Here is a 15,974-nt window from a genome sequence, read left to right as displayed (position 1 = left end):
TACTGATATCTCTGGCTGTTTATCATTAAATTCTAATTATCGACGTTTTCGGCTGGCGGCGCAGCGATGCGCTGGTTACTCTGAAAACGATTTACGCAAAATTAACAAAAGAGAATAGCTATGCATGATGCACAAATCCGCGTTGCCATCGCGGGAGCCGGAGGACGCATGGGGCGTCAGTTGATTCAGGCCACACTTGGCATGGATGGCGTACAGCTTGGCGCGGCGCTGGAGCGCGAAGGCTCTTCCTTACTGGGAAGCGATGCCGGAGAGTTAGCGGGAGCCGGGAAAACAGGCGTTACCGTACAAAGCAGCCTTGAGGCGGTGAAAGATGATTTCGATGTTTTCATCGATTTCACGCGCCCGGAAGGCACGCTGGCACATCTGGCGTTTTGCCGCCAGCACAGTAAAGGGATGGTGATTGGCACCACCGGGTTTGATGATGCTGGTAAGCAGGCTATTCGCGATGCTGCGCAGGAGATTGCTATCGTTTTCGCTGCGAACTTTAGCGTCGGCGTTAACGTCATGCTCAAGCTGCTGGAGAAAGCGGCAAAAGTGATGGGGGACTATACCGATATTGAGATTATCGAAGCGCATCACCGCCACAAAGTGGATGCCCCATCGGGGACGGCGCTGGCAATGGGCGAGGCGATCGCCGGGGCGTTGGATAAAGATCTGAAAGACTGCGCGGTCTACACGCGCGAAGGTTATACCGGCGAGCGTGTGCCGGGCACTATTGGTTTTGCGACCGTACGCGCCGGTGACATTGTCGGCGAACATACCGCAATGTTTGCTGATATTGGCGAGCGTATTGAAATCACCCATAAAGCATCCAGTCGCATGACGTTTGCCAATGGCGCAGTTAGATCGGCTGTTTGGCTGAAATCTAAGTCAAACGGTCTTTTTGATATGAAAGATGTGCTTGATTTACGCAGTTTATAGATTTTGTTACCCTTCGTGATGTGGTTATTGTAATCATAATTATTTGATTACATAGGGCAATATTTTATTGCCCTTTATTTTTTTGCATTTTGGCTTGGTTTTTTATTTAAGGACGTATTTGTTTATGTCTTTATGCTTTATTCTGTTATCTCAATGTAAATTTTGACCAAATGGTCCACTTTTTTCTATCACTCTTCCGGTTTTTACACTCTTTACCTACCGCAAGCGTTTTCCACCCTGAGTTAGATGATCTTTTTGCCTGTTAAATCGAATGATTTATTCCAGTGGCGTAAAATAATAATAAAAATTACCCTTTTGGGTAGACTTTTACGTGGGCTATCTCTAGAATGCCGCCGTTTGCCAGAAATCCATAGGTAAGCAAATTTGCATTGATTCATGAGGTGTTAATGAATTAATATGCAAATAAAGTGAGTGAATATTCTCTGGAGGGTGTTTTGATTAAGTCAGCGCTATTGGTTCTGGAAGACGGAACCCAGTTTCACGGTCGGGCCATAGGGGCAACAGGTTCGGCGGTTGGGGAAGTCGTTTTCAATACTTCAATGACCGGTTATCAAGAAATCCTCACTGATCCTTCCTATTCTCGCCAAATCGTCACTCTTACTTATCCCCATATTGGTAATGTCGGCACCAATGCCGCCGATGAAGAGTCTTCTCAGGTTCACGCTCAAGGTCTGGTTATTCGCGACCTGCCGCTGATTGCCAGCAACTTCCGCAACACCGAAGACCTCTCTTCTTACCTGAAACGCCATAACATCGTGGCGATTGCCGATATCGATACCCGTAAGCTGACGCGTCTGCTACGTGAGAAGGGCGCTCAGAACGGCTGCATCATTGCAGGCGATAATCTGGATGCTACGTTGGCCTTAGAAAAGGCCAAAGCGTTCCCGGGCTTAAATGGGATGGACCTGGCAAAAGAAGTGACTACCGCTGAATCCTACAGCTGGACGCAGGGTAGCTGGACGATTTCGGGGGACCTGCCGGAAGCCAAGTCCGCAGAAGAGTTGCCGTTCCACGTGGTGGCCTACGATTTTGGTGCCAAGCGCAACATCCTGCGCATGCTGGTGGACCGCGGCTGCCGCCTGACAGTGGTACCGGCGAAAACTTCCGCGGAAGAAGTGCTGGCGATGAATCCGGACGGCGTGTTCCTGTCAAACGGCCCTGGCGACCCGGCCCCGTGCGACTACGCCATCGACGCGATTGAGAAATTCCTCCAGACCGACATTCCGGTATTTGGCATCTGCCTCGGCCATCAGCTGCTGGCGCTGGCGAGCGGTGCGAAGACCATCAAGATGAAATTTGGTCACCACGGTGGTAACCACCCAGTGAAAGACATGGATAAGAATGTGGTAATGATCACCGCGCAGAACCACGGCTTTGCGGTTGATGAAGACTCGCTGCCAGCCAACCTGCGCGTAACCCATAAATCCCTGTTCGACGGTACCCTGCAAGGGATTCACCGTACCGATAAACCGGCGTTCAGCTTCCAGGGCCACCCAGAGGCGAGCCCAGGCCCGCACGATGCGGCGCCGCTGTTCGACCACTTTATCGAACTTATTGAGCAATACCGTCAGTCCGCGAAATAATCAGGAGTAATAAGAGCCATGCCAAAACGTACAGACATAAAAAGTATCCTGATTCTGGGCGCGGGCCCGATTGTTATCGGTCAGGCGTGTGAGTTTGACTACTCCGGTGCCCAGGCGTGTAAAGCGCTGCGCGAAGAGGGTTACCGCGTTATTCTGGTGAACTCTAACCCGGCAACCATCATGACCGACCCGGAAATGGCCGATGCGACCTACATCGAGCCGATTAACTGGGAAGTGGTACGCAAAATCATCGAAAAAGAGCGTCCGGATGCGGTGCTGCCGACCATGGGCGGCCAGACGGCGCTGAACTGTGCGCTGGAGCTGGAGCGTCAGGGCGTGCTGGAAGAGTTCGGCGTAACCATGATTGGCGCCACCGCCGACGCGATTGATAAAGCAGAAGACCGTCGTCGCTTCGATGTGGCAATGAAGAAAATCGGCCTCGACACCGCGCGTTCCGGTATCGCGCACACTATGGAAGAAGCGCTGGCGGTTGCCGCTGACGTCGGCTTCCCGTGCATCATCCGGCCTAGCTTTACCATGGGCGGCACCGGCGGCGGTATCGCCTACAACCGCGAAGAGTTCGAAGAAATCTGCGAACGCGGTCTGGATCTCTCGCCAACCAACGAGCTGCTGATTGATGAATCGCTGATCGGCTGGAAAGAGTACGAGATGGAAGTGGTGCGTGATAAGAACGACAACTGCATCATCGTCTGCTCTATCGAAAACTTCGATGCAATGGGTATCCACACTGGTGACTCCATCACCGTAGCGCCAGCGCAGACTCTGACCGACAAAGAATACCAAATCATGCGTAACGCCTCGATGGCGGTACTGCGTGAAATCGGCGTCGAAACCGGTGGTTCTAACGTCCAGTTCTCGGTGAACCCGAAAGACGGTCGCCTGATTGTTATCGAAATGAACCCGCGCGTCTCCCGCTCCTCGGCGCTAGCCTCGAAAGCTACCGGCTTCCCGATTGCCAAAGTGGCAGCGAAACTGGCGGTGGGTTACACCCTCGACGAACTGATGAACGACATCACCGGCGGCCGTACGCCGGCCTCCTTCGAGCCGTCTATCGACTACGTTGTCACCAAGATTCCACGCTTCAACTTCGAGAAATTCGCTGGCGCTAACGACCGTCTGACCACCCAGATGAAATCTGTCGGCGAAGTGATGGCGATTGGCCGCACGCAGCAGGAATCCCTGCAAAAAGCGCTGCGCGGCCTGGAAGTGGGCGCCACCGGTTTCGACCCGAAAGTGAGCCTCGACGACCCGGAAGCGCTGACCAAAATCCGCCGCGAGCTGAAAGATGCGGGCGCTGAGCGTATCTGGTACATCGCCGATGCGTTCCGCGCGGGCCTCTCCGTCGACGGCGTGTTCAACCTGACCAACATCGACCGCTGGTTCCTGGTGCAGATTGAAGAGCTGGTGCGTCTGGAAGAGAAAGTGGCGGAAGTGGGCATTAACGGCCTCAACGCTGACTTCCTGTTCCACCTGAAGCGTAAAGGTTTTGCCGATGCGCGCCTGGCGAAGCTGGCAGGCGTGCGCGAAGCGGAAATCCGCAAGCTGCGCGACCAGTACAACCTGCACCCGGTCTACAAGCGCGTGGATACCTGCGCGGCGGAATTCGCCACCGATACCGCCTACATGTACTCCACCTATGAAGAAGAGTGCGAATCTAACCCGTCCGTTGACCGCGATAAAATCATGGTCCTCGGCGGCGGCCCGAACCGTATCGGCCAGGGTATCGAATTTGACTACTGCTGCGTACACGCCTCGCTGGCGCTGCGCGAAGACGGCTACGAGACCATCATGGTCAACTGTAACCCGGAAACCGTCTCCACCGACTACGACACTTCCGACCGTCTGTACTTCGAGCCGGTCACGCTGGAAGACGTGCTGGAAATCGTGCGCATCGAGAAGCCGAAGGGCGTCATCGTGCAGTACGGCGGCCAGACCCCGCTGAAGCTGGCGCGTGAACTGGAAGCCGCAGGCGTACCGGTTATCGGCACTAGTCCGGACGCCATCGACCGCGCGGAAGACCGTGAACGCTTCCAGCACGCGGTTGACCGTCTGAAGCTGAAGCAGCCGGCGAACGCCACCGTCACCGCCATTGAACAAGCGGTTGAGAAGGCGAAAGAGATTGGTTACCCGCTGGTGGTGCGCCCATCCTACGTACTGGGCGGCCGCGCGATGGAAATCGTCTATGACGAAGCCGACCTGCGTCGCTACTTCCAGACTGCGGTCAGCGTGTCTAACGATGCGCCGGTGCTGCTGGACCGCTTCCTTGATGATGCGATTGAAGTCGACGTTGACGCCATCTGCGACGGCGAAATGGTGCTGATTGGCGGCATCATGGAACACATCGAGCAGGCGGGCGTACACTCCGGTGACTCCGCCTGTTCCCTGCCAGCCTACACGCTGAGCCAGGAGATTCAGGATGTGATGCGCCAGCAGGTGCAGAAGCTGGCCTTCGAGTTGCAGGTGCGCGGCCTGATGAACGTGCAGTTTGCGGTGAAAGACAACGAAGTCTACCTGATTGAGGTTAACCCGCGTGCGGCTCGTACCGTACCGTTCGTCTCCAAAGCCACCGGCGTACCGCTGGCGAAAGTGGCGGCGCGCGTGATGGCCGGCAAATCGCTGACCGAGCAGGGCGTGACCAAAGAAATTATTCCACCGTACTACTCGGTGAAAGAAGTGGTGCTGCCGTTCAACAAATTCCCGGGCGTTGACCCGCTGTTAGGGCCAGAAATGCGCTCTACCGGGGAAGTGATGGGCGTGGGCCGTACCTTCGCGGAAGCGTTCGCCAAGGCACAGCTGGGCAGTAACTCCACCATGAAGAAACAGGGCCGTGCGCTGCTCTCCGTTCGCGAAGGTGACAAAGAGCGCGTGGTTGACCTGGCCGCTAAGCTGCTGAAACAGGGCTTCGAGCTGGATGCCACCCACGGTACCGCGATTGTGCTGGGCGAAGCCGGTATCAACCCGCGTCTGGTGAACAAGGTGCATGAAGGTCGTCCGCACATTCAGGACCGTATCAAGAATGGCGAATACACCTACATCATCAACACCACCGCAGGTCGTCAGGCGATTGAAGACTCCAAGCTGATTCGCCGCAGCGCGCTGCAGTACAAAGTGCACTACGACACTACCCTGAACGGCGGTTTCGCCACCGCGATGGCGCTGAACGCGGACGCTACCGAGAAAGTAACCTCGGTGCAGGAAATGCACGCGCAGATCAAAAAGTAATAAACTGAAGATATCGGTGATATTGCCGTTAATTGGATCTGCAATATAAATTACAAACGGTTCCTGTATAGGAACCGTTTTTTTTTACTCTTTCAGGTCATTCCTGGAGAAGTCCGTTTACGTAACCACATTTTCAATGTAATAAGCACGATATTGCTCACACTAATCAACATTCAAGTCGCATACTATCTTTATATCCACAATTTTAATATGGCTTAGTTTTTATTAATTTGGACAGGCCGTAGCCAGATTTTTAATTTGTGAAATGGTGTGCTTATGTGTGAAAAATATGTTGAAAGACCGCTTTATTTGTTAATTGCTGACTGGATGATGGCAGAGGACCGATGGATTACTGCCAAGGAGATTTCCCGTCAATTTGATATTGAACACTGCAAAGCAATTAATACGCTCTCCTATATTCTGTCAGAAGTGGGGGAAATTGTTTGTGAAGTGAAGATGATCCCTAACCAGATTGCAGGACGAGGCTGTCAGTGCCAGCGTCTGGTGAAAGTCGTGAGTATTGATTCTCATCTCTATCGCCGATTGAATCATAATTTGCAGGAAAGAAAAGTGAGCGTGGCGAAAACACCGCGCCTGTCAGCGGTTCCTCCAACAGAGCTGAACCGTGAGCAGAAATGGCAGATGATGCTGTCAAAAAGTATGCGTCGCTAATTGTCTGTTTACCTGATGGCTGTATAAACGGTGATTGACGCGTAGGCCGGATAAGCGTGAGCGCATCCGGCATCAATTACTGTGCTGATTTTGGCTTTACGTCCGTCGTGCCTTTCAGGCGCGGCCGGTTTTCTTCGACCTGCGTTAACGGCTTCGTTTCAGATAACCCTGTTCGACAGCGGACCGCAAGATCCTGATATTCTTTGGTGTTGAGGCGTTTCCAGTGCAGCTCCTGGTCTGTGACCTGGCGTAGTACGCGCGCAGGTGAACCCACCAGCAGTTGCCTTGCCTCACCCTGAAATCCGGCTTTGACAAAACTCATGGCGGCGACAATGCTCTCTTCGCCAATCACTGCGCCGTCCATAATGACGCTGTTCATGCCGACCAGGGCGTCCCGTCCCACCACGCACCCATGTAAAATAGCGCCGTGGCCGATATGGCCGTTTTCATGCACGATGGTATCGGTATCGCAGTAGCCATGCATAATGCAGCCATCCTGCAGATTAGATCCTGCCTCCAGGATCAGGCGACCATAATCCCCACGCAATGACGCGAGTGGGCCAATATAAACACCAGCACCCACGATGACATCGCCAATCAGCACGGCGCTGGGATGGACAAACGCGTCCGGGTGCACCACCGGGATCAGTCCTTCAAAGGCGTAATAGCTCATGGTTTTACCTCGGTTTTTTTTGTCGGATGGCGGCGTAAACACCTTATCCGGCCTACGGTTGTGCATGTGTTGTAGGCCGGATAAGCGAAACGCCATCCGGCATAGTCACATTAACGACCTTTCCACACCGGATCGCGTTTTTCGGCAAATGCCAGCGGTCCTTCGAGCGCATCTTCTGAATGCAGTACCGAAGGATAATGCTTCAGCACGCCGCTGCGGATGTAGCGGTAGCCTTCTTCAACCGGCATTTCACTGGTCGCGCGATAAATCTCTTTCAGCGCCGCGATAGCCAGCGGAGCGCTATTGACCAGTTGTTGCGCCAGTTCGCGCGCGCTATCCATCAGTTCGCTCTGGCTGACAACGCGGTTCACGATCCCCCAACGCAGCGCTTCTTCGGCGCTCATTCGTCTGCCGGTCATTACCATTTCGTTGACGATAGCTGGTGGCAACAGCTTAGGCAGGCGCAAAACGCCGCCGCTGTCAGGCACGATGCCGAGCTTTGCTTCCGGCAGCGCGAAGCTGGCGTTTTCGGCGCAGACAATAAAGTCTGCCGCCAGCGCCAGTTCGAAACCGCCGCCAAACGCATAGCCGTTCACCGCGGCGATGACCGGCTTATCGAGGTCAAATATTTCGGTTAAACCGGCAAAGCCGCCGGGACCAAAATCGGCATCCGGCGCTTCACCTTCCGCTGCCGCTTTTAAGTCCCAGCCAGCAGAAAAGAATTTCTCACCGCCGCCGGTAATGATTGCTACGCGTAATTCCGGGTCGTCACGGAAATTAAGAAAAGCTTCACCCATCGCAAAACTGGTTTTGGCATCAATGGCATTCGCTTTAGGTCGGTCGAGGGTAATTTCCAGGATCGGGCCGTTACGGGTCAGATGTAATGATTCACTCATAGTTCATCTCCAGATAAATAGTTTCCCGGCGGGAGGGATTCCTGCCGGAAGGTTTATTTCAGATTTTTTTTGATTATTTTTCCTGAACAATTGCGCGGCAGGTCGGTTCTGATCTCCATAAAAGAGGGAACCTTGAATTTCGCCATATTGTTTTCGCAGAAGCTGAAAAACTCGGCCTCGCTTAATGTTTCACCTTCATTAAGGACAATAAATGCTTTAATGGCTTCATCACGGATCGCATCTTTAATACCAACCACTACAATGTCCTGAATTTTCGGATGTGCAGAAATAATATTTTCCAGCTCGACGCAGGAGACATTTTCCCCGCCGCGTTTAATCATGTTGCAGCGTCTGTCGACAAAATAGAAATAGCCATCCTCATCCTGGTAACCCGAATCACCGGTATGTAACCAGCCCTCTGGTTCCAGCGCCCTGGCGGTTGCCTCCGGCTGCATGTAATACTCTTTGAAGATAGTCTTGCCGGGGATGCCTTTAATACAGATTTCGCCAATTTCTCCGGCGGGCAGCGGGCGATTTTGATCGTCGCGAATTTCAGCTTCATAGCTAAAACCCACGCGACCAATGGAAGGCCAGCGTCGTTTGTCTCCTGGACGGTCGCCAATAATTCCGACAATGGTTTCAGTCATACCATAAGAGGTCAGCAGCCTGACGCCAAAGCGTTCGGTAAAGGCGTCTTTTTCCTGCGCCGATAGATTGAGATAGAACATCACTTCACGCAGATGATGTTGCCTGTCCGTTGGCGCGGCGGGCTGCACCATCAGCGTGCGGATCATCATCGGGATGCACTCGGTCACCGTCGCCTGATATTTACGTACCTGACCCCAGAATGCTCGGGCGCTGTACTTTTCCAGCAGCACAAAGGTACTGCCGGCGGAAAAGGCTGGCATTGCCGCGGTACACTGACAGTCGATATGAAAAGCGGGCATCACCGTCATGTACACGTCATCATCGCGCAGGGCGATTTGCCAGGCAGAGTAGTAGCCCGCAAAACGCAGATTATAGTGGGTAATAACCACCCCTTTTGGACGCGAGGTGGTACCGGAGGTAAACAAAATTTCCGCCGTATCGTCAGTGGATAACGCTGGCGTATAGCACAGCGTGGCCGACTGACGTGCTTGCAGTTGGGAAAAGTGGCTCACGCCATCGTCAGCCGGAAGCTGCTCGCCAATCAGACAGATATGATTAAGCGGAGTGCTATTTTCCTGGCGTATTTCACGGTACATAGGATAAAACTGGACGCTGGTAACCAGCAGGCTCACCTGGCTGTTTTGCAGGATCCAGGCACTTTCTTCGCCCAGTAAGCGGGCATTAATCGGCACCATAATGGCGCCGATTTTTGCCAGTCCAAACCAGCAAAAGATGAATTCCGGACAGTTATCCAGATGCAGTGCGACTCTATCGCCCTTGCGGATCCCTAAGGAATGAAAAAGGTTCGCCGTGCGGTTAATCTCTTCATTTAGCGAGGCATAGCTAAACTGCCGAACGATTCCCTCACAGGATTCGAAAATTAACGCCGTTTTATCTCCGTACACTTCGGCCAGGTCGTCCCACATCTGACGTAAGTTTTGTCCGCCAACGATATCCATATTGCTTTATCCACTGAAATCAGGCGTGAGCGCTAACCAACGAGCAGGTTAGCGCGTCGCGTTTATTCCTCAACCCTGGCCAGGCCTTTGCCGACCAGCTCATTTATGTCTGCTTCGCTATAACCAATGTTTTTCAGAATGGCGGCGGTATCCATGCCGTGTGAGGGCATGCCACGCCAGATTTTCCCCGGGTTGTTTTTAAATTTCGGCATGATGTTCGGCCCTTTACAGGTGCGGCCGTCCATTGTTTGCCACTGAGTAATGGATTCGCGGGCAACGTACTGCGGATTACCTTCCAGTTCTGGAATGGTTAGCACCTTTGCACAGGCGATATTCAGCTCAGCAAAGCGCGCCTGAACTTCGGCGATAGTGTGTGTTGCCAGCCAGGCGTCCAGTTTCTCTTCGACGAGCGGGCCGTAAGGGCATTCCACGCGATGAATTAGCTGCGTGCCTTCCGGAACTTCCGGCGTACCGAGAATGTGGGCAAGGCCAATATCTTTAAAGCACTCGTTGATTTGCGTGATGCCGACCAACTCCATGACGATGTAACCATCGGCGCATTTATACAGGCCGCAACCGGCGTAGTAGGGGTCTTTCCCTTTCGTCATACGTGGACAGATTTCGCCGCCGTTGAAGTAGTCCATCATGAAATACTGACCCATGCGCAGCATCACTTCGTACATGGCGATATCGATGCTTTCACCTTTACCCGTTTCGCGCACTTTGTGCAGGGCAGCCAGCGCCGCTGTTGTCGCGGTCATCCCGGAGAAGTAATCGGCGGTATACGGGAAGGCTGGCATCGGTTGGTCAACGTCGCCGTTTTGGATCAGATAACCACTGAACGCCTGCGCGATGGTGTTATACGCCGGAAGATTGGTGTACTCCTCGGTACCAAACTGGCCGAAGCCAGAAAGGTGGGCAATGACCAGTTTCGGGTTATGTTCCCACAGCACTTCATCAGTAATACCGCGGCGCGCAAAGGCAGGGCCTTTACTGGCTTCAATGAAAATATCGGTGGTTTCCATGAGTTTCAGAAACGCTTCCCGACCTTCATCTTTGAAAATATTCAGTGACAGGGCGTGCAGGTTGCGGCGTGAGAGCTGCGGGTAGTTAGGCTGTACGCGGATGGTATCAGCCCATGCGACGTTTTCAATCCAGATAACCTCGGCGCCCCATTCGGCGAACATCTGTCCGGCGAACGGACCGGCGATTTCGATCCCTGAAAAAACAACGCGTACCCCAGCAAGAGGACCAAAGGTTGGCATTGGTAAATGATTCATCATTTTTCTCCTGGCATTTTTTGTAGGCCCGGCAACTACGGCGCCACCGGGCATGTTGCCGGATGGCGGCGTAAACGCCTTATCCGGCCTACGAATCGTGCTGAATTAGCGGTATTGCTTGAGTACCGCACGACCCAACGTCAGGATCTGCATTTCGTCAGAACCACCAGAAACACGGTCAACGCGCAGGTCACGCCAGAAACGCGTGATGCGGTGGTTGCCCGCGATACCAACACCTCCCAGTACCTGCATGGCGGTGTCTACCACTTCAAACGCGGCGTTGGCGCAGAAGTATTTGCACATTGCCGCGTCGCCGGAGGTAATAGTGCCGTTATCCGCTTTCCACGCGGCTTCCAGCAGCATGTTTTTCATGGAGTTCAGTTTGATCGCCATATGCGCAAACTTCTCCTGAATCAGCTGGAAACGGCCAATAGTTTCACCAAACTGCACGCGCTGATTAGCGTAACGCGCAGCGTCTTCAAAAGCGCACATTGCCGTACCGTAGTTGGTCAGCGCGACGAGGAAGCGTTCATGGTCAAACTCTTCTTTCACGCGGTTGAAGCCATTACCTTCCCGACCGAACATGTCTTTTTCGTCCAGTTCAACGTCGTCAAAGGTGATTTCACAGCAGCTATCCATGCGCAGACCAAGTTTCTCCAGTTTGTTGACCTTGATACCCGCTTTGCTCATGTCAACAAACCACTCGGTGTAAACAGGTTTATCCGGCGATGCACCGTCTCTCGCCATGACCACGATGTACGGGGTATAGGCGCTACTGGTGATAAAGCACTTACTGCCATTAAGATAAACCTTACCATTTTTGCGTGTATAAGTGGTTTTAAGACTACCAACATCCGATCCCGCTCCCGGTTCGGTGATAGCAGAGTTCCACATCTGCTTACCGGTGCCCTGGAACGCCATGATTTTATCAATTTGCTCCTGAGTCCCTTCACGCAGGAAAGTGTTAAAACCTCCCGGCAATTGGTACAACACGTAAGTTGGCGCGCCAAGACGTCCCAGCTCCATCCAGACGGCGGCGACGGTGACAAAACCCGCTTCCAGACCGCCGTGTTCCTCCGGGATCAGCAGGCTATCAATGCCCATATCCGCCAGCGCTTTTACAAAACGCTCAGGGTAGACGCTGTCACGATCGCACTCGGCAAAATAAGCTTCCCAGTTCTCACTGGCCATCAGTTCACGAATACCGGCGACAAACAGTTCCTGCTCGTCATTTAAGTTGAAATCCATCTTTCAGCCTCTTGATCAATTGGGTTAATTAGAATTACTTGTCTTTCCAGTGCACTTTGGCGTCTTTAATAAAGGACAGCGTCACCATAATGTTGACGAAGAACAGCGGGCATCCTCCGGCGATAATCGCGGTCTGAATGGGCTTCAGCCCGCCCAGCGCCAGCAGAACGATACCGATGATGCCGACCAGAATGGACCAGCCGATGCGTACCAGCAGCGGCGGCTCTTCACCATCGCGAACTTCGCGACAGGTCGACATCGCCAGGGTGTAAGAGCAGGCGTTAATCAGCGTGACGGTGGCGATAAAGCAGAGGATAAAGAAACCCCACATGGTGGCGGTGCTGAGCGGCAAGGCGGCCCAGGTTTCGATAATGGCGCGCGCCACGCCGTGTTGTTCAATCAACTGCGGAATGTTGAGGATGTTTTTATCCATCAGCAGCAGCGTGTTACTGCCAAGGACAGTCCACAGGATCCAGGTAGACGCGGTCAGGCCCAGTACCATCCCGAAGCACAGTTCACGTACGGTACGACCCCGAGAAATACGAGCCAGGAAGATACTCATCTGGATGGCGTAAATAACCCACCACGCCCAGTAGAAAACGGTCCAGCCCTGCGGGAAGCCGCCTTTACCGATGGCATCGGTATAGAACAGCATCCGTGGCAGATGCATCAGCAGCATCCCTACAGAATCGGTGAAGTAGTTCATGATGAAGCTGGCGCCGCTGACGATAAACACCCAGCCGAGCATCAGGAAGCTCAGGTAGCTACGCACATCGCTGGCGATTCTGACCCCTTTTTGCAAGCCGCAGGCCACGCAAATAGCGTTCAATATGATCCAGCAGGTGATGATGATGGCATCCAATTGCAGCGTATGCGGAATACCGAACAGCCATTGCATACACTCGGTGACCAGCGGGGTAGCCAGACCGAGGCTGGTGCCCATTGCGAAGATCAGCGCCACCAGGTAGAAGTTATCGACGATGGTGCCGAACAGCCCTTTTGCATGTTTTTCGCCCACTAACGGTACCAGCGTGGAGCTGGGGCGGATGACATCCATCTTGCGTACAAAGAAGAAGTAGGCGAAGGCCACGGAAAGGAAGCTATAGGTTGCCCACGGCAATGGCCCCCAGTGGAACAGGCTGTACGCCAGACCTATCTCTTTCGCGCCTGTGGAATTTGGTTCCAGACCGAACGGCGGGGTGGAGATATAGTAGTAGATCTCAATAGAGCCCCAGAACAGAACTGCAGCGGATGTACAGGAGGCGAACATCATGAAAATCCAGCTGGCGGTACTAAACTCCGGTTTTTCGTCGCCTAATCTCTTTTTAGCATAGGGGCCAAAAACCAGCCAGAACCAGCCGAAGAGCATGACGACCATATACCATTCAAATGCCCAACCCCAGACATTGGTGACATAACTGAATACCGCATTAATAACGACGTTAGCGGCATCAAGATCTCTTACTGTTAGCCAGCAAAGTATCCCGACAATTATTAATGGCGGGAAAAAAACCTTCGGTTCAATTCCCGATTTTCTCTTTTCATTTTTCATAAGTGAATTCCAGTGTGAAAACGAAATTTATTTAGCGTGCCAGTCCATGAACGTTTGTTTATTTATTATTAATGATTTGTTGATAAGTTTTTAACCTCTGGGACGCCTCAATGAGTAACTCATAATGGGTATTCATTTCGGGTGATTCTGTTATCTTCGTCACACTTTTTTGTGCTGGTTATTTTGTGTTTAAATTCTTATTTTTGTTTTGTAAATCATTTAGTTGATGCTGATTTTTTAACTTTTTTAAGTGTCTGGCGTTCAATATTGTTGAGCCAGCAAACAATATTGAAAATTTTCATATTTGGCATATTTCTTTCAATATTGGTGAGGTGCGTAACACTATTGAAAGTTACGAATATCAATGTGTGACATTTTCAATATTGGTGATTAATGTTTTATTTCCGAATTAAAGAGCGTGATATCTGTATTTAACACCGCCGATATAAATACGTTTCCTTCATGATTTCTGGAGATGCAATGAAGATAATTACTTGCTACAAATGCGTACCTGATGAACAGGATATTGCGATTAATAATGCTGATGGAACACTCGATTTCAGCAAAGCGGATGGCAAAATCAGCCAATATGATCTGAATGCAATTGAAGCTGCTTGCCAGTTAAAACAGCAGTTGGGAGACGCTCAGGTTGTCGCCATGAGCGTTGGCGGCAAAGCGCTGACCAATGCAAAAGGGCGCAAAGATGTCCTCTCTCGTGGCCCTGATGAACTGATTGTTGTGATTGACGATCAATTTGAGCAGGCGCTGCCGCAACAAACCGCCAGCGCGCTGGCTGCCGCCGCGCAAAAATCAGGTTTCGATCTGCTTATTTGCGGTGACGGTTCTTCCGATCTTTATGCTCAGCAGGTTGGTCTGCTGGTGGGCGAAGCGCTGAACGTTCCGGCGATTAACGGCGTGAGTAAGATCCTCTCTCTTACCGACAGCACATTGACGGTAGAACGCGAACTGGAAGATGAAGTTGAAACGCTGAGCATCCCGCTCCCGGCGGTGATCGCGGTTTCCACCGACATCAACACCCCACAAATCCCTTCGATGAAAGCCATTCTTGGCGCGGCGAAAAAACCGGTTCAGGTCTGGTCGCCTGCGGATATCGGGCTGAACAGCGTACCTGCGTATTCCGCACAACAGGTTGCCGCACCGAAGCAGCGCGAGCGTCAGCGTGTGGTGATTGAAGGTGACGGGGAAGAACAAATCGCCGCGTTTGTCGAGAATCTGCGCAAAATCATTTAATTATCAGGGGATGTTATGAACAAATTTTCCAGTGTCTGGGTATTCAGCGATACCCCTTCTCGTCTGCCCGAACTGATGAGTGGCGCGCAGGCTGTAGGTGAAAAAGTTAACGCGTTCGTACTGAACGAAGCGGACAGCGCGACAGCATGTCATTTGGGCGCGGATCATGTCTGGCTGCTCAGCGGCAAACCAGAAGACCGCATGATCGAAGACTACGCTGATGCGATGGCTGAGACTATTCGTCAGCATAGCGAGGGCGGCGCGGTGCTGCTGCCGAATACGCGTCGAGGCAAGCTTTTGGCAGCAAAACTGGGCTTTCGCTTGTCGGCTGCGGTTTCCAACGACGCCAGCGAAGTCGCCCTGCAGGATGGAAAAGCGGCGGTTAAACATATGGTCTACGGCGGTCTGGCAATAGGAGCGGAAACCATCGCTTCGCCGTTTGCCGTGATCACGCTTAGCAGCGGAACGTTTGACGCACAAGACCCGGACACTTCTCGCAGCGGCGAGATGCATACCGTGCAGTGGCAGGCTCCGGCCATTAACGTGACCCGCACCGCAACCCAGGCGCGTCAGAGCAACAGCGTTGACCTCGACAAAGCGCGTCTGGTGGTCAGCGTGGGACGTGGCATCGGCAGCAAAGAGAATATCTCGCTGGCCGAAGCGCTGTGCCAGACGATTGGCGCCGAGCTGGCCTGCTCTCGCCCGGTGGCGGAAAACGAGAAGTGGATGGAGCACGAGCGCTACGTCGGTATCTCCAACCTGATGCTCAAGCCTGAACTGTATCTGGCGGTGGGGATCTCCGGGCAGATCCAACATATGGTTGGTGCCAACGGCGCGCAGACGATTTTCGCCATCAACAAAGATAAAAACGCGCCAATCTTCCAGTATGCGGATTTTGGCATCGTTGGCGATGCGCTGAAGATCCTGCCTGCGCTGACGGCTGCCTTAGCGCGATAAACCATTTCGGGCAGGATACGAAGGTATCCTGCCGCTGACAGGAGTACGT

General features: G+C 52.8%; 12 protein-coding genes. 6 read left to right on the top strand and 6 right to left on the bottom strand.

Features of this window, described 5'->3' with window-relative positions; genetic code table 11:
* Window positions 1–120: 120 nt before the first annotated feature.
* The 4 genes from dapB to caiF all read left to right on the top strand — a co-directional run bounded on the left by dapB (window position 121) and on the right by caiF (window position 6,461).
* A complete protein-coding gene (dapB, locus tag FDW92_RS00750) occupies window positions 121–942 on the top strand; it encodes a 4-hydroxy-tetrahydrodipicolinate reductase (protein WP_042312426.1) in 822 nt (273 codons plus the stop codon).
* Window positions 943–1,397: 455 nt separating this feature from the next.
* A complete protein-coding gene (carA, locus tag FDW92_RS00745) occupies window positions 1,398–2,546 on the top strand; it encodes a glutamine-hydrolyzing carbamoyl-phosphate synthase small subunit (protein ID WP_042312424.1) in 1,149 nt (382 codons plus the stop codon).
* Window positions 2,547–2,564: 18 nt separating this feature from the next.
* Window positions 2,565–5,789 (top strand): carbamoyl-phosphate synthase large subunit, encoded by a 3,225-nt coding sequence (gene carB, locus FDW92_RS00740; protein ID WP_042312421.1) that lies wholly within the window; start codon window positions 2,565–2,567, stop codon window positions 5,787–5,789.
* Between the two features lie 276 nt (window positions 5,790–6,065).
* Entirely contained in the window at window positions 6,066–6,461 is a 396-nt protein-coding gene (gene caiF / locus FDW92_RS00735; protein WP_042312419.1) for a carnitine metabolism transcriptional regulator CaiF, read from the top strand.
* A 76-nt stretch (window positions 6,462–6,537) separates the two neighbouring features.
* Here caiF and caiE read toward each other — a convergent pair whose 3' ends face one another.
* The 6 genes from caiE to caiT all read right to left on the bottom strand — a co-directional run bounded on the left by caiE (window position 6,538) and on the right by caiT (window position 13,717).
* Complete coding sequence (caiE, locus tag FDW92_RS00730; protein WP_000122864.1) at window positions 6,538–7,134, bottom strand: carnitine operon protein CaiE; 597 nt, start codon at window positions 7,132–7,134, stop codon at window positions 6,538–6,540.
* A gap of 110 nt (window positions 7,135–7,244) precedes the next feature.
* Complete coding sequence (caiD, locus tag FDW92_RS00725) at window positions 7,245–8,030, bottom strand: crotonobetainyl-CoA hydratase (RefSeq protein WP_042312416.1); 786 nt, start codon at window positions 8,028–8,030, stop codon at window positions 7,245–7,247.
* A gap of 53 nt (window positions 8,031–8,083) precedes the next feature.
* Window positions 8,084–9,637 carry a crotonobetaine/carnitine-CoA ligase gene (caiC, locus tag FDW92_RS00720; RefSeq protein WP_061382904.1) on the bottom strand — a complete coding sequence of 518 codons (1,554 nt, stop codon included), beginning with the start codon at window positions 9,635–9,637 and terminating at the stop codon, window positions 8,084–8,086.
* Between the two features lie 62 nt (window positions 9,638–9,699).
* Window positions 9,700–10,917 carry an L-carnitine CoA-transferase gene (gene caiB / locus FDW92_RS00715; protein ID WP_042312412.1) on the bottom strand — a complete coding sequence of 406 codons (1,218 nt, stop codon included), beginning with the start codon at window positions 10,915–10,917 and terminating at the stop codon, window positions 9,700–9,702.
* A 105-nt stretch (window positions 10,918–11,022) separates the two neighbouring features.
* Window positions 11,023–12,165: a crotonobetainyl-CoA dehydrogenase gene (gene caiA / locus FDW92_RS00710; protein ID WP_003018898.1), complete on the bottom strand. Its 1,143-nt coding sequence runs from the start codon at window positions 12,163–12,165 to the stop codon at window positions 11,023–11,025.
* Between the two features lie 34 nt (window positions 12,166–12,199).
* Complete coding sequence (caiT, locus tag FDW92_RS00705) at window positions 12,200–13,717, bottom strand: L-carnitine/gamma-butyrobetaine antiporter (RefSeq protein WP_042312410.1); 1,518 nt, start codon at window positions 13,715–13,717, stop codon at window positions 12,200–12,202.
* Between the two features lie 480 nt (window positions 13,718–14,197).
* Between caiT and FDW92_RS00700 the strand changes: the two genes are divergently transcribed.
* Window positions 14,198–14,968 carry an electron transfer flavoprotein FixA gene (locus tag FDW92_RS00700; protein ID WP_042312408.1) on the top strand — a complete coding sequence of 257 codons (771 nt, stop codon included), beginning with the start codon at window positions 14,198–14,200 and terminating at the stop codon, window positions 14,966–14,968.
* A 15-nt stretch (window positions 14,969–14,983) separates the two neighbouring features.
* Window positions 14,984–15,925 carry an electron transfer flavoprotein subunit alpha/FixB family protein gene (locus FDW92_RS00695; RefSeq protein ID WP_061382909.1) on the top strand — a complete coding sequence of 314 codons (942 nt, stop codon included), beginning with the start codon at window positions 14,984–14,986 and terminating at the stop codon, window positions 15,923–15,925.
* The last annotated feature ends 49 nt before the right edge of the window (window positions 15,926–15,974 follow it).

Origin of the sequence: Citrobacter sp. wls706 (assembly GCF_005281305.1) — a bacterium.
GTDB lineage: Bacteria > Pseudomonadota > Gammaproteobacteria > Enterobacterales > Enterobacteriaceae > Citrobacter > Citrobacter werkmanii.
This window is presented reverse-complemented; position numbering and strand designations above follow the sequence as displayed.